The sequence below is a fragment of the Frisingicoccus sp. genome (genome assembly GCF_048388605.1).
Lineage (GTDB): Bacteria > Bacillota > Clostridia > Lachnospirales > Lachnospiraceae > Frisingicoccus.
Window position 1 is genome coordinate 56,797 of the sequence record NZ_DBGCTU010000011.1, and the last position, 20,400, is coordinate 77,196.

The 20,400-nt window shown below is 45.5% G+C and carries 20 protein-coding genes, 1 pseudogene and 1 CRISPR repeat array; of the genes and pseudogenes, 10 read left to right on the forward strand and 11 right to left on the reverse strand.

The window, feature by feature from the left end; all coding sequences use genetic code 11:
- The 8 genes from ACMN7X_RS02595 to spoVT all read right to left on the reverse strand — a co-directional run bounded on the left by ACMN7X_RS02595 (position 1) and on the right by spoVT (position 6,970).
- Positions 1–1,305, reverse strand: coding sequence for a hypothetical protein (locus ACMN7X_RS02595; RefSeq protein ID WP_418745945.1), 1,305 nt, complete (start codon positions 1,303–1,305; stop codon positions 1–3).
- Between the two features lie 97 nt (positions 1,306–1,402).
- Entirely contained in the window at positions 1,403–2,200 is a 798-nt protein-coding gene (locus tag ACMN7X_RS02600) for a hypothetical protein (RefSeq protein WP_418745946.1), read from the reverse strand.
- A gap of 190 nt (positions 2,201–2,390) precedes the next feature.
- Positions 2,391–2,768: a CRISPR direct-repeat array (repeat unit 30 nt; unit sequence GTTTCAATTCCTTATAGGTAATTCTCTTAC).
- Positions 2,769–2,932: 164 nt separating this feature from the next.
- Positions 2,933–3,721 carry a YaaA family protein gene (locus ACMN7X_RS02605; RefSeq protein WP_418745947.1) on the reverse strand — a complete coding sequence of 263 codons (789 nt, stop codon included), beginning with the start codon at positions 3,719–3,721 and terminating at the stop codon, positions 2,933–2,935.
- Positions 3,721–4,266 carry a hydrolase gene (locus ACMN7X_RS02610; RefSeq protein ID WP_418745948.1) on the reverse strand — a complete coding sequence of 182 codons (546 nt, stop codon included), beginning with the start codon at positions 4,264–4,266 and terminating at the stop codon, positions 3,721–3,723. Before ACMN7X_RS02610 ends, ACMN7X_RS02605 begins: the two co-directional genes overlap by 1 nt.
- A 33-nt stretch (positions 4,267–4,299) precedes the next feature.
- The gene (locus ACMN7X_RS02615) at positions 4,300–4,944 is read right to left on the reverse strand and encodes a thiamine phosphate synthase (protein ID WP_418745949.1); all 645 of its coding nucleotides are present in this window, start codon (positions 4,942–4,944) and stop codon (positions 4,300–4,302) included.
- Positions 4,941–5,696: a nickel pincer cofactor biosynthesis protein LarB gene (gene larB, locus ACMN7X_RS02620; RefSeq protein WP_418745966.1), complete on the reverse strand. Its 756-nt coding sequence runs from the start codon at positions 5,694–5,696 to the stop codon at positions 4,941–4,943. The genes ACMN7X_RS02615 and larB overlap by 4 nt, the downstream gene beginning before the upstream one ends.
- Positions 5,697–5,840: 144 nt before the next feature.
- Positions 5,841–6,278, reverse strand: coding sequence for a hypothetical protein (locus ACMN7X_RS02625; RefSeq protein WP_418745950.1), 438 nt, complete (start codon positions 6,276–6,278; stop codon positions 5,841–5,843).
- Positions 6,279–6,421: 143 nt separating this feature from the next.
- Positions 6,422–6,970 carry a stage V sporulation protein T gene (gene spoVT, locus ACMN7X_RS02630; RefSeq protein ID WP_418745951.1) on the reverse strand — a complete coding sequence of 183 codons (549 nt, stop codon included), beginning with the start codon at positions 6,968–6,970 and terminating at the stop codon, positions 6,422–6,424.
- 205 nt (positions 6,971–7,175) lie between these two features.
- Between spoVT and ACMN7X_RS02635 the strand changes: the two genes are divergently transcribed.
- Genes ACMN7X_RS02635 through ACMN7X_RS02645 form a run of 3 tightly spaced genes read left to right on the forward strand, consistent with a single transcriptional unit; the run spans position 7,176 to position 12,172 of the window.
- Positions 7,176–9,239, forward strand: coding sequence for a diguanylate cyclase (locus ACMN7X_RS02635; protein ID WP_418745952.1), 2,064 nt, complete (start codon positions 7,176–7,178; stop codon positions 9,237–9,239).
- Positions 9,240–9,260: 21 nt separating this feature from the next.
- On the forward strand, positions 9,261–9,623 hold the full coding sequence (locus tag ACMN7X_RS02640) for an Hpt domain-containing protein (protein ID WP_418745953.1): 363 nt from the start codon (positions 9,261–9,263) through the stop codon (positions 9,621–9,623).
- 5 nt (positions 9,624–9,628) lie between these two features.
- Positions 9,629–12,172, forward strand: coding sequence for a response regulator (locus tag ACMN7X_RS02645; protein WP_418745954.1), 2,544 nt, complete (start codon positions 9,629–9,631; stop codon positions 12,170–12,172).
- A 137-nt stretch (positions 12,173–12,309) separates the two neighbouring features.
- Here ACMN7X_RS02645 and ACMN7X_RS02650 read toward each other — a convergent pair whose 3' ends face one another.
- Positions 12,310–13,290, reverse strand: coding sequence for an Abi family protein (locus ACMN7X_RS02650; protein WP_418745955.1), 981 nt, complete (start codon positions 13,288–13,290; stop codon positions 12,310–12,312).
- Between the two features lie 211 nt (positions 13,291–13,501).
- Here ACMN7X_RS02650 and ACMN7X_RS02655 point away from each other — a divergent pair, with 211 nt between their 5' ends.
- The 7 genes from ACMN7X_RS02655 to ACMN7X_RS02685 are packed head-to-tail and all read left to right on the forward strand — an operon-like array spanning position 13,502 to position 18,486.
- Entirely contained in the window at positions 13,502–14,488 is a 987-nt protein-coding gene (locus ACMN7X_RS02655; RefSeq protein ID WP_418745956.1) for a transglutaminase-like domain-containing protein, read from the forward strand.
- Between the two features lie 20 nt (positions 14,489–14,508).
- Positions 14,509–15,543 carry a type II secretion system F family protein gene (locus tag ACMN7X_RS02660; protein WP_418745957.1) on the forward strand — a complete coding sequence of 345 codons (1,035 nt, stop codon included), beginning with the start codon at positions 14,509–14,511 and terminating at the stop codon, positions 15,541–15,543.
- A 12-nt stretch (positions 15,544–15,555) separates the two neighbouring features.
- On the forward strand, positions 15,556–15,888 hold the full coding sequence (locus ACMN7X_RS02665; protein ID WP_418745958.1) for a hypothetical protein: 333 nt from the start codon (positions 15,556–15,558) through the stop codon (positions 15,886–15,888).
- A complete protein-coding gene (locus ACMN7X_RS02670) occupies positions 15,888–16,370 on the forward strand; it encodes a DUF4860 domain-containing protein (protein ID WP_418745959.1) in 483 nt (160 codons plus the stop codon). The genes ACMN7X_RS02665 and ACMN7X_RS02670 overlap by 1 nt, the downstream gene beginning before the upstream one ends.
- Before the next feature lie 17 nt (positions 16,371–16,387).
- Positions 16,388–16,879, forward strand: a complete 492-nt coding sequence (locus tag ACMN7X_RS02675) for a hypothetical protein (RefSeq protein WP_418745960.1) — start codon at positions 16,388–16,390, stop codon at positions 16,877–16,879.
- A complete protein-coding gene (locus ACMN7X_RS02680) occupies positions 16,866–17,411 on the forward strand; it encodes a hypothetical protein (RefSeq protein WP_418745961.1) in 546 nt (181 codons plus the stop codon). The genes ACMN7X_RS02675 and ACMN7X_RS02680 overlap by 14 nt, the downstream gene beginning before the upstream one ends.
- Positions 17,412–17,430: 19 nt before the next feature.
- The gene (locus tag ACMN7X_RS02685; protein ID WP_418745962.1) at positions 17,431–18,486 is read left to right on the forward strand and encodes a type IV pilus twitching motility protein PilT; all 1,056 of its coding nucleotides are present in this window, start codon (positions 17,431–17,433) and stop codon (positions 18,484–18,486) included.
- Between the two features lie 39 nt (positions 18,487–18,525).
- On the opposite strand, the pseudogene ACMN7X_RS02690 reads toward ACMN7X_RS02685, so the two are convergent.
- Positions 18,526–18,702: pseudogene (locus ACMN7X_RS02690) on the reverse strand (BRO family protein); the annotation flags it as partial.
- A gap of 109 nt (positions 18,703–18,811) precedes the next feature.
- Positions 18,812–20,400, reverse strand: a 1,589-nt coding sequence (locus ACMN7X_RS02695) for a transposase (RefSeq protein WP_418745963.1), incomplete at its 5' end; no start/stop codon positions are given.

A 20,400-nucleotide genomic window follows, 5' to 3' on the forward strand; every position in this document is an offset into this window, starting at 1 on the left:
TTATATCCTCCTGGACCGGGTTTCATAGGCATACCAGTAATCCTCAAATACCGGATGATGAAAATAATCATAATTACGCCGCCCAACAGCCAGATTCGTCCACCCGTTATCCCTTTTCCCGGCTCTCATAATATCAATGTCTGCCACCCTGTACAAGTAATTGAGGAAAAAGTCCAGCCTCGAATATTCCTCCTCGCACCGGGATATTTCCCGGAAGCCGGAACGCCTCAACAAAAAGTTTACCTTCTCCGGCGACTCATTTCCCGTTGCAAAACAAAAGCGTACCAGGGTGTAAATATTCGTTTCTACTATCTTATACAACGCCTCTTTATCTGTCAGCCTCGAGGTCTCCCCGGCGCTCGCTTTTCTTCCCTTCATAATAAAATCATAATTCGAAGCGCCGCTGATCCGAAGGATACGCTTCAAAATTCCCTGAACCTCTTTCCGATATTCATATTGACCGGATTTCGTTAAAACCCTGTATTTTTCTGAATCCTCAAGATATTTAAAAAAGCAACCCCTGTCGGACATATATTTCTCCATAATGTGAATCGCGCCCATCCGCCGAATCTCCAGCTCTTTTATATGCTCCGATAAAAACTGTTCAAAATCTTCCTCCGCCATATCTGTTTTTTCGACGGATGTTCTGTATATTTCCTCTGATATATTTTTTATCGGCTGATTCACCGGGATATCCGCATCCAGCTTCCCTGTGTAATACCATATGTCCCTCGCCACATCATATACCAGCTCTCTTTTCTCTAAATATTTTTCTCTGAAAAGGCGGATTTTGTTTCGCATCCGCAGCATCCGCTCCTCTGCCTTTTTTGTATCCGGCACTGCGCCTTTACTCTCCCGAAATCCCTGATTCAGATAAAAAGCCGCCGTCAGATCCCGGAAATCTCTGGCGTAGAGCCCCCGGTGATCCGCCGTCTTTAAAAGCCTGTCTCCATCCTCGGCATTCAGCCCGAGGTAAAATGCCATCTGAATCAATGAAGCCCTCTCCGGTATATTCTTTCCGTATTTCCAGTTATGCCATGTCATGCCCGTAACTTTATCCGAGCTTCCGCCGGCGCCGTAAAGCCATTCGGATTTCCGAATCGTTTTATCACTGCAAAATGCATTGATCTCCGCCTCCGTCTCCATCCCGGCCCGCTGAAAAAAGAATTTTAACAGCCTGAAAAGCAATGCCCGCCGGGATTGACACCGGTCAATCTGTTCCATATATAAATCATGCGAACCAGTCTTTGCATAATAATCCACACAGTCCTGCAGGCTGACTGCTCTCTCACTCTCTTTTGACATAATTCCACCTCGTTTTTATTATATCACGCCCATCGTATTCCCGAAAGACTTCGTCGAATTTCCAGGAATACTTTTATGACATTCCGGCCACTTTGGATTATAAATTCTCATGATACTTCTGTACCTCCTTATCGATTCTCTCCAGAGCGGCATAGGGCCACTCAATCTCATCGTAGAACTGCTTAATCGCCCCTTCAACATTCACCGCAGGAATATTTTTTTCAAACAGGGGGTTTTCATCAAAAACGCCCTTGCAGTAAACCGCCAAAATCTCCTCAATGGCAGCCGCCGTCCGCATAAGATTTTCCAGGCATGAGGCCTCCTTCTCGCTGAAGGCTGTCCGAATATCAATGAGGCGCTTAATATCCGCCTCCCTTTGTGTCCGACGTTCCTCCTTCATCCGCCGGATCTCATAAGCTTTGCGCTCCGCCGCCCGCTGTTTCATGGCGTTCGCGCCCTCCGGCACCGGCCTGCACTCCGGGATTGGCGGCATCTTTTTATTCAATTCATAAATCAACTTCTCCGATTCCGCAGAAAGAGAATGAAACTCCTCATCAAGATTTCGGATTCGGGCTCCCACAAACATCTGAAAACGCTTTTGGTACATCTGCACTTCCCCACTCTGCACGACCTGTCTGTCATTAAGCGCCGCTGTCCCATTTCTTCCATCCATCCGTCCCCGAAGCCACACCAGCCCTTTCAACCGCGGAAGCTTTAACAAATACCCTATCGCGCGGAGCCTGACGAAACGCGCCCATGCGTAGCATTTGACATACGGGATGCCCGAAAGGATATACCTTGTCGCGCGGAGCCTGACGGAGCGCGCCCATGCGCAGCATTTAACATACGGGATGCCCGAAAGGGTGCACCTTCTATCTCTCTTTTCTCTTCTCATAAGACAGCCCTCCCAAAAACATGTGTCGTTTAAATCCGTCTCTATTAAACACTATTTTTTTACCCCTGTAACCGACACTTGCATTTTATTTTTGCTGCCTCTCCGAATTTGCCCACAAAAAAAACATCACATATCCAATCGATATGTGATAGTTTTTTTCTCTCATTATTTAAATAAAATGGGCCTTTTAAAAATAATTCCTTATAGGTAATTCTCTTACCACGCAAAAGGAGAAAGGCATGTTAAAAAAGATTGATTTTAAGGTTTCAATTCCTTATAGGTAATTCTCCTACCTGGTGGCTATGATGGTGTATGTCGTTTTGTCAGCACCTGTTATGTTTCAATTCCTTATAGGTAATTCTCTTACTTACCATACCTATGAAGGGCTGAGCGATCAGCTGGAGCAGGTTTCAATTCCTTATAGGTAATTCTCTTACACGATCTCGGTTATCCATATCGATATCCCGTGGGAGTTTCAATTCCTTATAGGTAATTCTCTTACTGGTTTCTAACCATGATCAGAAGCAGTACAACGAAGGTTTCAATTCCTTATAGGTAATTCTCTTACAACAGAGTTTATCACATTTTCTTTTTAATTTCCACCCCAAATTCCCCTTTTTACCCATAATTTCTTCAAAAAAGTGGGTCAACCTCTTTTTAAGAATCCTTTAAATTCAAGACTTTTCAGCCCTCCGGATTTTTCACCGGAGGTTGACCCACTTTTTCTTTTGTCTATTTCACAAACACATAGGTCTTTTCATCGGATGCTTCCGGCGCAAACCGATAGCCGAGCCGGTCAAACTTTTTCATCTCCTCCGGCGATTCCGCCCGCTGTTCCGCCATAAATCGGACCATCTCGCCCCGAGCCATTTTTGCGAAGGTTCCCTTTTCGATGATCTTCCCGTCTTTATATTCCCCGAAAACGCAGGTGATCCACCGGATGTCCGGTATTAAATAGGAAGAAACCGCTTTGCTGTATTCTTTTGACGCCAGATTGATAATAATGTCGCTCTCTCTGAACAACGCATCGGCCAGCCGCCGGCCCCAGAACTGATACAGGGTTTTAAAGCTTTTCACTTCGATGTCCACCGGGTCCTCGGCGCCGCACGACACCTGCAGTTCCGGCCTTAATTTGGCCTGCATTTCCAACCGGTAGGAAACAACGCCGTCCATCGGTTTAAGTATTCCGTAAAAACCGGACAGGATTCTCAAATGCTCCTGCAGATAATCGAGAGAAGCCTCGTCCATCACCGCCGGAGCCATGTACTGATACTGGATGCCTTCATAGGCCATAATGGCCGGAGTCAGGCCCCGCCGCAGATTCATCTGCCGAAATCGCTCAAAATTCAATTCAGCAATGGAGTCATTACATTTCCAAAGTGCTTTTGCTTCTCCGTAGGAAAGTCCCGCCATATATTCCCGAAGAATCTCCGCATCTTCAATAAACTCCGGGTATCCCTGAAAATCAAGGATATCCGGAGTCTCATTCATCTTTTTTGCCGGTGAAATGATAAACCGCATTATTTTACGATTTTGGAAATCTGGCGGAATACCGGGCAGGTGGAACCGCCCATCAATTCAAAGAGCAGCGCTTCATAGGTGGTCACAAGCACGCCTTCCTGCATCGCTCTCTTAATACCAAACTTGCGGTCCTCCGCATGTCTGGATCCGGCGGCATCCGTCACAAGAATCGGCTGATAGCCCGCCTCTTTTAACTGAATACATGTCTGAAGAACGCATACATGGGTTTCCGTCCCGCAAACGATAATATTTTTCTTTCCAAGCCCCTCAATAGCTTCTTTGATCGGCGTCTCCCCATAAACACCAAAACTTGTTTTTTCCATGTAACTGAAATCATCACCAAAAGTTTCAATCACAGAAGGAATCGTCATACCAATCCCCTTTGTGTACTGCTGGGTTACGATCATCGGAACTTCCAGTAATTTTAACCCGGCAACTAAACGATTGACATTCTTTTCAACTTCCTCCCGATTAAACATGGCAGGCATCAGTTTTTCCTGAACATCGACAATAATTGCTGCTGTGTTTTCTGCTTTAATTAACATAGTGTGTCTCCTCCTTGCATTAGATAGTCACTTTCATTCTATCATTCTTTGCTCAGAGCGTCCAGAAAATAATTTGATGATTTCCTCCGGTGCATCGCTTTCCATCAATTCGGACATCATACACACGCCGGAAGCTCCCGCTGCCATTGCCGCCCGGCCATGTTCCACATTCATGCCTCCGATGGCAAATACGGGAATGGATACCGCTTCGCAGATCTCCTTCAGAAAATCCAGCCCTCTGGCCGGAACACCTTTTTTACAATCCGTCAGAAAAATATGTCCCGCGATCAGATAATCCGCCCCGGCTTTCCCGGCATAAACCGCCTCTTCCAAGCTGTGCACAGACACGCCCACCTGCGCCCACCCCTTAAAAGGCGAATCGCTGTCCCCGGTTTTTCCACGCTCCGACAACTGCCGGAATACCGGCATGGACAGATGGATCCGACGGATATCCAGCTTTTTTCCAACTTCCCAAAAATGATTGAGGATCAGCGGTGTGCCCCATTTGTCACAAATCTCCCGGCATCGTTCGGCATAAAGCTCATATTCCGGGAAGGATAAATCCTTTTCTCTGAGGATAATGCCGTCCGGCCTTGCCGCCGCTATTTTTTCAATCTGTTTAAAATAAACCGCTTCATCTCCGGAAACCAGTTTCCGGTTCGTAATCGCATAGATCATTCTTTTTCAGCTCCAATCGCCAGCCGGTTGATCTGGGCCGCCATATATCCAGCGCCAAACCCATTATCAATATTGACTACGGCAATACCCTCCGCACAGGAATTTATCATCGTCAGCAAGGCGGACAGTCCCTTCATATTTGCCCCATAACCCACCGAGGTCGGCACGGCGATAACCGGCTTATCCACCAGCCCGGCGATCACCCCGGCCAAAGCGCCCTCCATTCCGGCGATCGCCACCACACAGTTGGCCTTGCATATAAGCTCCGCTTTCGAGAACAGGCGATGGATTCCCGCCACGCCCACATCATAAATCCGATCTACATAACACCCGAAAAATTCTGCCGTCCGGGCAGCCTCCTCAGCCACCGGAATATCCGAGGTTCCGCCGGTGCACACGGCGATCCGTCCTTTGAGCTCCGGCACATTATACTGCAAATAAATTGTCCGGGACAGTTCCTCATAAACCGCTTCCGGCAGGACGGCCCGGACGGCCTCATACTGCTCCCTCGATGCCCGTGTGCCGAGAACGTTGCTTCTCCGCGCGCTGAAGCTCTCAAAAATCTTCACCAGATGTTCCGTTGTCTTTCCGGCGCAGTAAACCACCTCGCCAAAGCCAGAACGCAATGCCCGGTGATGATCCAGCTTCGCAAAGCCCAGATCCTCATAAGGCAGCTTTTTTAAATACGCTTCTGCAGCGGCCAAATCCAACTCTTTATTCTGAACTTTTAATAATAACTCGTGTACATCCATATCTGTCTCCCTTATGATCTCCCTGCCAACCCTCGTTGACTTCTTATTACTCAAAGAGACCATCACCGTCATCAAATATGATGAAAATGATAGTCTCTCTCTTTTCATTCTATAATCTCACCGAATCATTCATCACCCGGCCGGTTACTCCGCCGGTGATTCCGCAGCCTTAGACTGCTCTGCCTGAAGCTGCTGTGCCGCAAGCTGCTGCGCCTGAAGCTCCTGCTCATGTTTTTTCTTTTCATGACGCTCATGCCGCTCATGGCGTTCATGCTTCTTATGATTCAATTCATAGGCAACCAGCAATGTGATCGCGATATGCAGGACCACGATACCGAGCACTAAAAGGATATCCGTCAGATCGCCGATCGTAATCAGTTTAACGATCTCCGCGCAAAGCATAAACTGCAGCGCCACCGCCATCCCCTGACTCAGATGCAGATCAATATCCGGATTCTTTTTAAACAATTCAATTACACCGCGGATACCGGAAATAGCAATGATGATAACGCCGATCCATTCAAATCCGATCACCGCATATGTAACGACTTCATGTAAAAGATGATGAAGTATTTCTGCCATAATTTTATCTCCCTCCCATGAAAAATATTTTAATATATTTTCTGCGGGAAGTCAATTGAAACAGGCCGGAACAGTGCCATTTTCCACCATTTTTTGCACTGCCCCGGCCGGCTCCCTTTTGCTGTGATCTAATCTGCCTGCCGCTACTGCTCAATCTGGCGGCCAAGGAATCCTGCCGCCGCCGCGGCCAGCTTTTTCTCCACATCTCCCATCGGACTTCTTTCATCCTTACTTACAATAACAACGGAACCGATAGCGTCTCCTTCGGAAATAATCGGGCAGATAACCTGATAGGCATAATGCTCCGCTTCGCTTTCTACCAGCGGCACATATTCCTTTTCAGACCCGGCGGCCGCCACCATTTTCCGCTTTTCGATCACCTCATCCAGCGCCTTGCTGACAGGCTTATTCATCAATTCCCGCTTGCCGTTTCCGGCCACCGCGATATGATTGTCTCTGTCTGTAATACTCACCACATGCCCTGTACTGTGTGCCAGTGCTTCCGCATACTGACGCGCAAAGGAACCCAGCTCTCCGATCGGAGAATACTTTTTCAGTATGATCTCTCCTTCCCTGTCCGTAAAAATCTCCAGCGGGTCTCCTTCCCGGATATGCAGTGTCTTGCGAATCTCCTTTGGGACAACAACGCGGCCCAGATCATCAATTCTCCTCACAATTCCTGTAGCTTTCATATAAAAATTCCTCCATTACTGTACTCTCCATTTCTGCAAGTAGTATCTGTAAACGTCGGCCTTTTTATGCGCTTGCCGCAAAATTGAGGTTTTTCTTTATCAATTTTTCAAAAGATAAGTTATTATCGTATTGAAAAAAATCTCCATTTGTACTATGATTTTATATATACGCGCTTAAAAATATTTTTAAGGAAGATGTTGATAAATGATTAACTCTGAGAATACCAAAAAACAAAAAATATTGATCGTGGACGATTCCGAAATGAACCGTTCCATTTTAACAGATATGCTGGACAATGCATATGAAATCATTGAGGCAGAAAATGGTCTTGCCGCCATTGCCATCCTTCAAAAGCAGTCGCTGAATATCTCTGTCGTTCTTCTGGATATCGTGATGCCTCTTATGGATGGCTTTGAAGTATTGTCTGTGATGAATCAAAATCACTGGATTGAAAATATTCCCGTGATCATGATTTCCGCAGAAAAAGATACCTCGCAGGTAGAGCGGGCGTATGACCTTGGAGTCACAGATTTTATCACCCGTCCTTTTGATATGCTGATTGTCCGCCGTCGAGTGATTAACACCATCCTCTTATACAGCAAACAGAAAAAGCTCCTTGGGATGCTGGCCGATCAAATTTATGAAAAAGAGCGTCAGAGCAGCATGATGGTAGACATTTTAAGTCATATTGTGGAATTTCGAAATGGGGAAAGCGGTGTACATATTGTCCATGTTCGCACTATAACCGAAATGCTCTTGAAACAATTGCGCAAAAAGACTGAACAATATCCGCTTTCTGATGCGGATATAAGCCTGATCGGCACTGCTTCAGCCCTTCATGATATCGGCAAGATCGCCATCCGTGAAGATATTCTGAACAAACCGGGACGGCTGACTGAAGAGGAATTTGAAATTATGAAAACTCACTCTCTGATAGGCGCGGAAATGTTGAAAAATCTTCCTACCTATGAAAGTGAGCCGTTGGTCAAAACCGCTTATCAGATCTGCCGGTGGCATCATGAGCGCTATGACGGCCGGGGGTATCCTGACGGCCTGGCCGGAGATGATATTCCCATCTCTGCTCAGATCGTAGCTTTGGCTGACGTTTATGACGCCTTAACCAGCGAACGCTGCTATAAAAAGGCATTTTCTCACGAAACCGCCATCCAGATGATTCTGGACGGCCAGTGCGGCACTTTCAATCCGATGCTGCTGGATTGTCTGCAGGAAACAGCCCCGTTGCTGGTGAACGCGCTCGCAAATGCATCCGTCACCGTATATCAGCCGGATCTTCGGAAGCTTTCCCAGGAGATAACAAGCCATGAAAGCCATATGATATCGGAGCGCTCATTACGTCTGCTGGATCATGAACGGATGAAATACAATTTCTTTGCCGCCATGACCGAGGAAATCCAGTTCGAGTATACGTTAAACCCATGTCTGCTCACCCTGTCCAGCTGGGGAGCGAAAAAACTAGGCACGGATGAAATAATTTTGGAGCCTCATTATGACGCCAAAGTTCTTGAGATTCTGGGCGACGAGGCATGGATGGATATATCCAAAGCGCTGCGTTCAACAACTCCGGAATCTCCGATAATTACCTATGAATGTCCGCTCAATTTGTGCGGTCAGCAGCGCTGGTACCGAATTATCGCTCAGGCTATCTGGGCCGGCGACGAACAGCCTGTTTATACAGGCGCCATCGGGAAATGTGTCGACATCCATAATTCCCGCGAAAGGCTGAAGGAACTTGAAAAGCGTGCCACCCACGATACACTGACAGGGCTTTTAAACCACAGCACTGCCAGAGAACTTATTCAGGCCACGCTTGAACATAACCCTAATGGCAACCATATTATGGTTATTTTCGATCTGGATCATTTTAAAGACGCCAATGACCGCTATGGACATATGTTCGGCGATCAGGTTTTAAAGCATATGGCAGAAAAACTCTGTCAGTCCACACGCCATGGGGATATTCTCGCCCGGGTGGGCGGCGACGAATTTTTAATTTTCATGGAATATAAAACGGATCCCGAGCAGATCATCGGCCGTATTTTTAATGCCATGTCCGGCAATTATGAAGAGTTTCCGCTTTCCGTCAGCATGGGTATTGCCGTCACAAAAGAAATCGGCAATAAATATGAAGAACTGTTCCATGCGGCAGACCAGGCGCTCTATCATGCGAAACGCACAGGGCGAAGCCAGTACTGCTTCTATGATGATTCCATAAAGGACACTTTGTCCGCGATCTCATCGATTGATTAACGCTGTAAAGGAGAATGAAAAATGACACTGCAAGATTGTTATGCTGCCTTCGGCGGCAACTATGCGGACGTATCCGCCCGCCTTCATAGCGACCGTTTAGTTCAGAAGTTTATGCTCAAATATCTGGATGATCAGAGCTTCGGCCTTCTTTGTACTTCTATGGCTGAAAAAGATTATGAGCAGGCCTTTCGGGCGGCCCACACTATCAAAGGTATCTGCCAGAACCTGAGTTTTACACCGCTGCTGAATTCCAGCAGTGAATTATCCGATGCCCTTCGGCACGGCTGGACTCCGGAAGCAGACCAGTTTTTTGAACAGGTAAAGATCGATCAGCTTGCCCTGACAACGGCAATTCAGGCTTTTCGCGAAGAATGTGAGGTTTAAGCGCGATGAAAAATAAAATTAACCATTTTCTGGTTTCCAGCCTGATCGCTGTCTGTATCGTCTGCATTGGTGTGTTCGCAGTACTGACACTTTATATAAACAAGCAGAATGATGAAACGGTCAGCCAATTAGGAAATATTTATATGTTCAACATAAACAACCGGATCATCAAACATTTTGAAACCATGACGGAACATCGGATGACCCAGTTGGAAACTCTGGCTGAAACTATCCCGCCGGAATACATCAATGATGAAGACGCATTGAATCAATGGCTGGTATACAATGTACAGACAAGAGGCTTTGACGCCGCCGCCTATTGCTATAGCGACGGAAGTCTTGAGATGCTTTATGGCGATGGGCTGACGCCCACCGAGCCCGATGCATTTCTCAACTATATGAAGGAAGGCGAAAAGCGCCTGGCCCTCGGCTATAACGGTGAAGGTAAACAGGTCGTTTTGGTTGGCGTACCCCTCGACTCCAAAATCCCCGGCAAGGAAGACTGCATTGCCCTGGTCGGCGAACTGCCGATCGACTACATTGCCGATACCCTGTCTCTGGAGGATGAGGATTCTCTGATATATTCCTTTGTTATCCGCGAAGACGGCGGCTTTGTCGTTCGAACCAGCGATGCTTACCGGGATAATTATTTTGACCGGGTTGAAAGTATGTATGAAGACTGGAAAGGAAAAAGCCGTGACGATTACATGGCAGAGCTGAAAGAGGCCATAGCCGCCGACGTCGATTATTCTGCCATCATTCAGGTTGAAGGCGAACGCCGCCACGTATATTGTTCCAGTCTGCCGCATTCTGTCTGGTATCTGGTATCCCTGATGCCTTACGGCGCGCTGAATGAATCGGTGGAAACGCTGGGAACCCGTTCGCTGCTCGCCGCATTGATCAGCTGCGCGGCGATTCTTATCGTCGTTCTCATTGTATTTTTCAAATACTTCAGCCTGAACCGCGCGCAGGTGCAGGAACTGGAAGAAGCCCGGGAGACGGCAATAAACGCCAGCAAGTCAAAAAGTGAATTTCTCTCCAATATGAGTCACGATATCCGTACGCCGATGAACGCTATTATGGGTATGACGGCCATTGCCACGGCCAATATGGATAACCCGCAGCAGGTGGAAAGCTGTCTGAAAAAAATTACTCTGTCCAGCCGGCATTTGCTCGGCCTGATCAACGATGTACTGGATATGTCGAAAATTGAAAGCGGGAAAATGACTCTGAATACCGAAAGAATCTCCCTGCGGGAAGTCATGGACGGCATTGTCAGCATTGTACAGCCTCAGATAAAAGCCAAACATCAGCATTTTCATGTTTCCATCTACAACATTATGTCGGAAAATATCCAATGTGATGGTGTGCGGTTAAATCAGGTAATGCTGAACCTGCTGTCGAATGCGATCAAGTTTACTCCGGAAGGCGGCCGGATTGAAGTCACCCTCCATGAAGAAGTTTCCCCGAAGGGCGATGATTATGTCCGTATCCGTATCCATGTTAAGGATACCGGTATCGGTATCTCTGAAGAGTTCCAGAGCAAAATCTTTGAGTCCTTCTCCAGGGAAGACAGCAAGCGTGTCCATAGAACTGAGGGAACAGGTCTCGGCATGGCGATCACCAAATATATTGTGGATGCTATGGGCGGTGAGATCAGCGTATCCAGCAAGCAGGGCGAAGGCACCGAATTCCAGGTCGTTTTGGACTTTGAACGTGCAGAAGGCCTGGCGGAGGATATGATTTTGCCTGACTGGAATATGCTTGTGGTGGATGATGACCAGCAGCTGTGCGAGAGCACCGTCGCCTCCTTAAAATCTATCGGTATTCGGGCCGAATGGGTTTTAGACGGCGAAACCGCTGTCCACGTTGTCACTGAACATCACCGTATACATAATGATTATCATATTATTTTGCTGGATTGGAAACTTCCGGATATGGACGGCATTGAAACAGCCCGCGAACTGCGCAAACAGCTGGGCGATGACGTACCTATCCTCCTGATTTCCGCTTATGATTGGAGTGAAATCGAAGAAGAGGCCCGTGCGGCAGGCATTAATGGTTTCCTGATGAAACCGCTGTTCCGCTCCACCCTGTTCTACGGCCTGCGCGCCTTTATGGATAACGATAAACCGCAGCCTGTACATGAGGAAGCTGTCCCGAATTTTGCGGGCCGGCGGATTCTGGTGGCCGAAGACAACGAATTGAACTGGGAAATTGCCAATGAACTGCTCCAGGATCTGGGACTTGAACTGGAATGGGCAGAAAACGGCCAGGTCTGCACAGAAATGTTCCGGAAATCTGAACCGGGATATTATGATGCGATCCTGATGGATATTCGAATGCCGATCATGAACGGCTATGAGGCTTCCGAAGCCATCCGTGCCATGGACCGGCAGGATGCATCCCTTCCTATCATTGCCATGACAGCGGATGCCTTTTCCGAAGATATCCAGAGGTGCCTTGACCATGGAATGAATGCTCATATCGCTAAACCGATCGATGTCAAAGAGGTTGGCCGCGTCTTAAAACGATATCTGGAAGAATGATTGAAAAATTACATAAAATACATATTATATTAAATGCAAGAAAGCCGGATTTCTCCGGCTTTCTTAAATATGCGTCCGCAAACGCATACCCCAATTAGTATCTATAGTATACGACAATCCCATCAAAAATGCAAGTTTTACAAAAATTTTTTTAGCAAACACATTCTTGCCGATAAATCCGGATGAATTACAATCGATGCAACATCCGCATTGACAACTTTTCTGTAATCCTCCGTTATTCTTTCAAATTCACGAATAAATGCCTTAATCTCTGTTTTAGATACCCGCAGTAATTTCATGTAATAACACATAAGTATAACATAGTCGCCTATCGTTTTGAAATTAACATAAGGTAAACCTATTTCTATTTTCAGGCACTGCTTCATTGCTTTGGTAGGATCAATATTACGAAATCTTGTATCAAACACCACCGCATTATGCGCAATAGCGTTTCTCAAATCCTTCAAAGTATAAATATACTTATATATCAACTGGCGATCCGTATCACTTGAAACATTTATTCCAAGCCTTTTAGAAATATCATCACGCACATTGTATGTAAGACAAGACAGCAAATAACCCAAATCCCCCATCGTCATTATCTCAAACAATGCCCATACAGGAACACCTGAATAACCTTCCTTATTATAAAAATGTGTAATCTTAGGATTACTTTTTTTATATGCTCGCGCAAGACCTGATTGAATAGAATTTTGTAAATTCAATTTATTCTGCTGCAGCTTTTTCCTTTGCTCTGGCGAAAAAGAAGCCGGAGCATTATTATATCCGCTCACAACCTTTTCAAACATATTTTGAATACTTTCTGAATTTGCATTAACCAATATGCTCTCAAGGGCAATGTTTTTTACCGCTGTCTCAATATACATCATCTTCCCATAAAATAAAGCCTTCAAAGATGAGTCATACTGAATTGTTGCATATACCTCATCATAAGAAACAAAAGGCAATCTATTTTGAGAACTTTTAAAAAAGCGATATCCTTTATATCCATGAAAATATCCCGTATTCATCAACTGACGTTTTTGTTTACTTCTCGAAATCTCAATTCCACTATCCCGCAAATGTCGCATCAAACCATCTATCGTCTTATAACTCATAAAAACCTCCCGACAGCTATTATGAGCCTATTATACGCCCCGCTATACATAAAAACAACATGCTTCACAAAATATAATTGCTCCCTCGACATGCTGGTCCCCTATCGTTTTGAAAGAAGTAAATTGCATTTTTTGCGACATATGATATACTATAACTAGTCTGATCAAACACCATAAAAATACGCGCGCAAGCATGAAAGGAGGCTGTACAATGCATCAAAAAACACTGCGTATACGGGTGTTTCTTATTGTATTATTTATAGTCTTCCTTTTAGCCGGCTGTTCAGGCCAGGAGGCCAATGCCGCTTCTGAAGCCCAACCGGCGGAGAAACGCGTAACAACGGAAAAAAGTGAAACGGCAAAGCAGGATGCATCGGCGGGAACGCGTAAAACGCAGCATGAATTTCTTCTCCCGGAAGCATCCGGAAGCACAGTTTATGAAAATGATATTATTTCTATCGACGCCTCGAACATTTCCGAGGGATATATTATGGTCCGATATTCCGGTGATGCCGATAAAATACGGCTGCAGATCACGGCGCCCGACGGCACTGTGTATAATTACACAATGTTTGCCGGCTCCTATGAGACCTTCCCGCTGTCCGGCGGAAACGGCGCCTATCATCTGGATATTCTTGAACACGCTTATGACAATATGTATGCCATGGCATTTTCTCAGGATATCGAGGTGACTTTAAACGATGAATTCAAACCATTTCTATATCCGAATCAGTATGTATGGTTCACAAAGGATGATGCGACGGTATCCTATGGGGAAGAGCTTTCGGAGAGTTCTTCCGACGATTTAGATTATGTGGCGCAGGTCTATCACTATGTCATAGAAAATATTTCCTATGATAAGGAGCTGGCTGCCAATGTTTCCGCCGATTATCTTCCCGATATCGATGTAACTATGGAAACAGGCAAAGGCATCTGCTTCGACTACGCTTCCCTGATGGCCGCGTTGCTGCGCTCCCAGGGAGTTCCAACCAAGCTGGTGGTCGGATATTCCGGCGAAGCTTATCATGCCTGGATCAGCGTTTACCTTGATGAAATCGGATGGGTCGATAATATTATAGAATTTGACGGCAAAAACTGGTCTTTGGTTGACCCTACTCTGGCCGCCAACAATGAAGGCTCCGCCGTCAAAAAGTATATCGGCGACGGAAGCAATTACACGGTAAAATACTCTTATTAACTTATGAATGGAGGACGATTATGAAACCCTTTTCCAATCTGGAATTATCTTCCTTCTGCGGGCAGATTGCCCTGATTCTGAGGTCGGGCATCTCTTCCATGGAAGGACTCACAATTATGCTGGAGGATGCCGATTCTGCGGAGGAAAAAAAGATTCTCACCGCTCTTCTTGAGAACATGCAGGAAACCGGAAGTTTGTATCAGGCTATGGAAACCACTGAAATCTATCCTCCCTACATGCTGAATATGGTTCGCATCGGCGAGGAGACCGGTACTCTGGATGAGGTCATGGCCGCCTTGCAGAATCACTATGAAAGAGAAGATTCTATCCGCAAAAATATCCGCAGCGCCGTGACTTATCCGATGATCATGACAGGGATGATGGTGGTTGTCATCGTTGTCCTGCTGGTGAAAGTCATGCCGATATTTAATCAGGTTTTTGTCCAGCTCGGCACGGAAATGACCGGATTTTCCCGTATGCTGATGAATATCGGAACCGCTATTAACCGGTATTCGATTGCCTTTATCGCGCTCATTATCATCATTGCCGCTCTGATCCTCTACGGCACTCAGACAGAATCCGGGCGCGCCATGTTCCGCAGACTGGCCCATAAACTGAAATTTACAAAAGTGATTTATGAAGATATTGCCGCCTGCCGATTTGCCAGCGGTATGGCTTTGACCTTAAAAAGCGGTCTGAATCCGGAGTACAGCATGGAGCTTGTGACCTCCCTGAATGACGACCCTGTATTCCAGGAGAAAATTGACGCCTGCCAAAAACAGATGAAAGAGGGGCAGGAGCTTTCCCAGGCGCTGTTTACCTCCGGCATGTTCACCGGCGTTTATGCCCGTATGGTGTCCGTCGGCTCCAGAACCGGTTTTATGGACCACGCCATGGAGCAGATCGCCGATCTGTACCAGGAGGATATTGACTCGCGGATGAATGATGTTCTTGCAGTGCTTGAGCCGACCCTTGTTGTTCTGCTGTCCCTGATCGTCGGCGTTATCCTCTTGTCGGTCATGCTGCCGCTTATGGGAATTATGTCCAGTATATAAGGAGTGGAAAATATGCGTCGTTTTCAATACAGAAAACAATCTCATACCCCGCCGAAATTCATACTCTCTGCCTGTCTGTTTCTGCTGATACTCCTGCTGTTCATTCAGGGAATATCCTCTCTCTCCGAGAGCACGATGCAGCGTCAGCGTGAGAGTCTTGAAAAGGCAATTATGCGCAGTATCACCTACTGCTATTCTGTCGAAGGCTCCTATCCGGAAAGTCTGGATTATCTCAAGGATAATTATGGGCTTTTTTATGATGAAGATACATTTTTTGTCGATTACCGGGTAACCGGTTCCAACATTTTACCGGATATCACGATTATTGAAAAGGGGGATAAATAATGCGCTTCCAAGCAAAACAAAAGCATATGATCGACTTTCTGTTTCCGGTCGCATTATTTTTTGTATTCGCCTTATCCGCGCTTACAGTGATTCTTCTCGCGGCACGAATTTATCAGTCCACCACGGAAAGTTCATCCCTCAACTATACCTCCAGGACAAGCTTGTCCTATATTAACGAAAAAATACATCAAAATGACTGCGAGGGCGCCGTGTACCTGGATGAATTCGATGGATGCCGGGCGCTGGTCATGGAGCAGTCTCATAATGATGAACACTATTATACATATATCTATATTTACGGCCACGAGCTTAAAGAACTTTTTGTCAAAGAAGGCGCGGAAATGACAGCCTCCGCCGGACGGACAATTATGGAAATTCAGGATTTCTCTATGGAAGAGATCTCTGAAAATCTGCTGAAATTCACCTGTGTGGATAACGAAAACACAGAGGCATCAACGATTATCAGCGTTAAAAGCCAATAGAAAGGATTGTATTTTTTATGAAGCATAGAAGCAGGGCACGGTCATCCAGCTTATTTCTGATGGAATTGATACTTGCAATCTTATTTTTCTCTGTTGCAAGTGCTGTTTGCGTGCAGATTTTTGTCACATCGCATATGCTCAGCAATGATTCAAGGGCTTTAAATCATGGGGTAAATGAATGTGCCAACCTTGCTGAAATAATAGATACCGCTGATGGAATAGAGGATTGTCTGCTGCTCCTGAAAAAAACGTATCCGGGCGGAACATTTTCAAACGGAGGATCGGCAGACGGGGAAACGGGTTCCGAAGCCGACCTTCTTTTTGGCTATGATGACAATTTCTCTGCCTGCGGCGAAGAAAGCAGCAGCTATATCCTGTCGCTTCATCTGTCCCAGGAAGACTATACGCTGACAGCCCGGATGGATTTCAGCGAAACCTCCGGCGAATCCATTTATCAGCTTGAAACAAAATACCATATTGCAAGGAGGATATCCGATGAAACGAAATAAGCAGCAATCGACATTTGTAAATATCGGCTCTTCCTCTCTGCTGATCGTATTTCTGGTGCTTTGTCTGACAACCTTCGCCATACTTTCTCTCTCCAGCGCCCAGAGTGATTATTCTTTCAGCAAAAGATCCGCGGAGCATAAAACCGAATATTATGAGGCGTCCTCCAGGGCGGAAATGATCCTCGGAGAAATCGATCAAATACTGGCGGAGACTGCAGAGCAGATAAACGCGGCACAGAAAAACGCCGTACAGGAAAAGGCAGACAGCGAACTGGCTTCTTTTGAATTGGCTGCAGCCGCCCGGCTCGACGGCAAAGAGATTGATAATATTCCTTTATCCTGCACCGGCACTGAGGAAGGAACCGTCATTTCCTATCAGGTTCCCTCCGGCGCAAAACAGGCGCTGAACGTATCTTTGCTTATTACCAATGATTCCGGACATGAAAATTATTATAAAATCCAGGCATGGCAGCTCATTTCGACCAGTGACTGGAATGCCGATAATTCTCTTAACCTTATACCTGTAGAATAATAACGAGGAGTTCATAACCATGAAATTAAAAGAAATATTAGAGCAGGCAATTGCAGAGCAGGCCTCCGATGTATTTATTGTCGCAGGCCTTCCGGTATCCTTCCGCAGAAACGGCGTCATTAATCGAATTAATGATGAAAAGCTTTTTCCGCCGGATACAGAATCTTTATTAAATGAAATATATCAGGAAGCAGGAAATCGTGATCTGAATATTCTCCACAATGCAGGCGATGATGATTTTTCCTTTGCCATTCAGGGGTTGTCCCGTTTTCGTGTCAGCGCCTATAAACAAAGGGGCGCCTTATCCGCAGTTATCCGAATTATTACCTTTCACCTTCCGGATGCTCACGAACTCGGAATCCCGGATTATGTTATCCATTTGGGCGACGGCGGCAAAGGTATGATTCTTGTCACCGGCCCTGCAGGCAGCGGAAAATCCACCACTCTTGCATGTATCATAGATCAAATCAATAAAAATCAACAAAAACATATTATAACTCTGGAAGACCCGCTGGAATTCCTGCACCGCCATGAATGCAGCATCGTCAGCCAGCGCGAGATCAACGTGGATACGGAAAGCTACGTCACTGCTCTGCGGGCAGCCCTGCGCCAGAGCCCGGACGTCATTCTTCTCGGTGAAATGCGTGATTATGAGACGATCAACGTGGCAATGACCGCCGCCGAAACCGGCCATCTTCTTCTTTCGACACTCCACACCATCGGCGCCGCAAATACTATTGACCGTATTATCGATGTATTTCCGGCAAACCAGCAGCGCCAGATTGCCGTCCAGCTTTCTACCGTGCTGACGGCCGTTGTCTCTCAACAGCTTGTCCCTACTGTCGATGGCGGGATCGTACCCGCACTGGAAATTATGACCGTCACTCCGGCAATCCGGAATATGATCCGGGACAACAAAGTCCCTCAGATTGAGGGACTCATCTATTCCTCCACAAAGGAAGATATGATTTCCATGGACGGAAGCCTTTTGAACCTGTGTAAAAAAGGTATCATCAGCCGGGATACGGCGCTGAAGTATGCCACCAACCCGGATATGCTCGGAAGAAAATTATAAAATTTCATTAAAACCAATATTTTCATCACTTGTTCCTTTTATCATTGCCAGCCAGGCTTTGAAGGGTTCCGCTTTCGGAGAAGGAACCGACTGAATAATACGTAAAAGCTGTTCCGTATCGGCAACGTCTGTCAGACGTTTTTTGCCATCGGCGGCTGTCATTTTCAAGGGGCTGTAAAAAAAGTCCTTAATTAAGAAACGCCAGTTCCGGTAAATGCCGGATCTGGCGTTTCTTTGTATATTACATCAAATATTCTGATAAATGTTACTTGTTTTGGTGAAAATTAGCGCACTGAATAAAGGCTATGTGAATAACCCGTTATTTTTAAGCGGCTGATTGGATGCGCTGTTTCTTGTTATGATACTTATACAGGTTAAAACCACAAGAAATCAGCGTGAGTTCCAGAATAACGTTCTTCTCACCTCTTCGAAATAGTCTTTTGTAGGATTTGTCCCATTTTAAAATACCAAATGTACCTTCTGCCTGAATGCTGCGGTTCATTCTCAAAAGTGCACCATGTATGGATTCAAGATTTGAAATTACTTCTTGATGAATAGAAGTCAACTCTTGATTCATACGAATTGTTCTGTTGCCTGACGCCTTAGGGCAGCATTCGCTTTTATGTGGGCAGCCTTCACATGATTCGCATTCATAGATTTCTTCGGTCCTGCCATATTTATTCTTATATACAGGCTTATTGTATTTAAAAATAAATTTTCTCCCGTTTGGGCATATGAGATTTCCTGATTCATCCTGTTTAAGGTTCACTGCACGGTAGGGATCTTCATGGTATTTTTTATCTGTCGTTTCCTTTTTGAACATGGTGAATTTCATATATTTTTCCATTCCATGCTCGTTGCAATAAAGATAATTATTGTAGGAACCATACCCTGCATCGGCAACTGGATACTTCGGATAATGCCCGTAGGTTTTGTTAAACTTTCCCATCAATGGCACAAAACATTCCATATCAGATGCGTATGGTTTTACATCAACCACAGCAATGTATTCATCACAGACGGCTGTCTGAAGATTATACGCTGGAAGCAGCTGGTCATTTCCCATGTAGTCCCGTTTTAATCTCATAAAAGTGGCATCATGATCCGTTTTAGAATAACTGTTTCGGTTTTCTCCACATATTTCTATATGACGTGCATATGTTTTCAAACGCTCAAGATATCCCTGCAGTTCCTGATACTGTTTTTGCTGAATGCTCTTTCTGTGACCACAGCCAGACACAAATGTGGATTCATCCAGATTTGTTCCCTTCTTGTACAATTCCAACAGTTCAGAGACATAATCTATGGCGTATTCTTCACGTTTCTCAAGTTTCACACCTGAATATCCTAAAACTTGAAGGTTCATGGCATCGATTAGAAGAGATATCTTGTCAAAAACCTTTCCTCGATTCTTTGTGCAGGATTTTTTCCATACCCAGGTATAGCGATTCGCATTCGCCTCTATTTTCGTGCCATCGATATAGGCGTGTTCCAGATCAACATGATCCTTTTCGAAAATATATGTGTTGATGTCCATGAAGATTTGTTCTATTGAATCCGTCAGTTTATTTCGGATGATGTTGCCGAAAGTAGCAAAAGAAGGTGCCTTCATGCCATCGAGAAGATACATATATCGGATATCATTCCTACAGAGTTTCTCAATTTCCCGCAGAGAACAGATACCGTGTTCCATAAATGCAAAGAGTATCACTTTAAGGAGTTTCTGTTCATCACATCCTGGACGACCTGTTTTGTATCCTTTCTCTACAAAATATCTTGATAGGTCGATGTGATCCATAACCTCACAGAAAGTATATACCGGATCAGAAATATCAATTAATTTTTCTATTTCCAATGGTAATTTCAACTGACGAGTAGTATAATTACCATTGGTATTATTATTTAGTAGCATAA

What these genes read in the sequence shown, in the direction of transcription:
- spoVT (WP_418745951.1), bottom strand. Translation starts at nt 6,970, where the DNA reads ATGAAAGCTACAGGAATTGTGAGGAGAATTGATGATCTGGGCCGCGTT.
- ACMN7X_RS02665 (WP_418745958.1), top strand. Translation starts at nt 15,556, where the DNA reads ATGCGTCGTTTTCAATACAGAAAACAATCTCATACCCCGCCGAAATTC.
- ACMN7X_RS02685 (WP_418745962.1), top strand. Translation starts at nt 17,431, where the DNA reads ATGAAATTAAAAGAAATATTAGAGCAGGCAATTGCAGAGCAGGCCTCC.
- ACMN7X_RS02635 (WP_418745952.1), top strand. Translation starts at nt 7,176, where the DNA reads ATGATTAACTCTGAGAATACCAAAAAACAAAAAATATTGATCGTGGAC.
- ACMN7X_RS02680 (WP_418745961.1), top strand. Translation starts at nt 16,866, where the DNA reads ATGAAACGAAATAAGCAGCAATCGACATTTGTAAATATCGGCTCTTCC.
- ACMN7X_RS02670 (WP_418745959.1), top strand. Translation starts at nt 15,888, where the DNA reads ATGCGCTTCCAAGCAAAACAAAAGCATATGATCGACTTTCTGTTTCCG.
- ACMN7X_RS02675 (WP_418745960.1), top strand. Translation starts at nt 16,388, where the DNA reads ATGAAGCATAGAAGCAGGGCACGGTCATCCAGCTTATTTCTGATGGAA.
- ACMN7X_RS02650 (WP_418745955.1), bottom strand. Translation starts at nt 13,290, where the DNA reads ATGAGTTATAAGACGATAGATGGTTTGATGCGACATTTGCGGGATAGT.
- ACMN7X_RS02660 (WP_418745957.1), top strand. Translation starts at nt 14,509, where the DNA reads ATGAAACCCTTTTCCAATCTGGAATTATCTTCCTTCTGCGGGCAGATT.
- ACMN7X_RS02595 (WP_418745945.1), bottom strand. Translation starts at nt 1,305, where the DNA reads ATGTCAAAAGAGAGTGAGAGAGCAGTCAGCCTGCAGGACTGTGTGGAT.
- ACMN7X_RS02615 (WP_418745949.1), bottom strand. Translation starts at nt 4,944, where the DNA reads ATGATCTATGCGATTACGAACCGGAAACTGGTTTCCGGAGATGAAGCG.
- ACMN7X_RS02645 (WP_418745954.1), top strand. Translation starts at nt 9,629, where the DNA reads ATGAAAAATAAAATTAACCATTTTCTGGTTTCCAGCCTGATCGCTGTC.
- ACMN7X_RS02605 (WP_418745947.1), bottom strand. Translation starts at nt 3,721, where the DNA reads ATGCGGTTTATCATTTCACCGGCAAAAAAGATGAATGAGACTCCGGAT.
- larB (WP_418745966.1), bottom strand. Translation starts at nt 5,696, where the DNA reads ATGGATGTACACGAGTTATTATTAAAAGTTCAGAATAAAGAGTTGGAT.
- ACMN7X_RS02655 (WP_418745956.1), top strand. Translation starts at nt 13,502, where the DNA reads ATGCATCAAAAAACACTGCGTATACGGGTGTTTCTTATTGTATTATTT.
- ACMN7X_RS02625 (WP_418745950.1), bottom strand. Translation starts at nt 6,278, where the DNA reads ATGGCAGAAATACTTCATCATCTTTTACATGAAGTCGTTACATATGCG.
- ACMN7X_RS02600 (WP_418745946.1), bottom strand. Translation starts at nt 2,200, where the DNA reads ATGAGAAGAGAAAAGAGAGATAGAAGGTGCACCCTTTCGGGCATCCCG.
- ACMN7X_RS02640 (WP_418745953.1), top strand. Translation starts at nt 9,261, where the DNA reads ATGACACTGCAAGATTGTTATGCTGCCTTCGGCGGCAACTATGCGGAC.
- ACMN7X_RS02610 (WP_418745948.1), bottom strand. Translation starts at nt 4,266, where the DNA reads ATGTTAATTAAAGCAGAAAACACAGCAGCAATTATTGTCGATGTTCAG.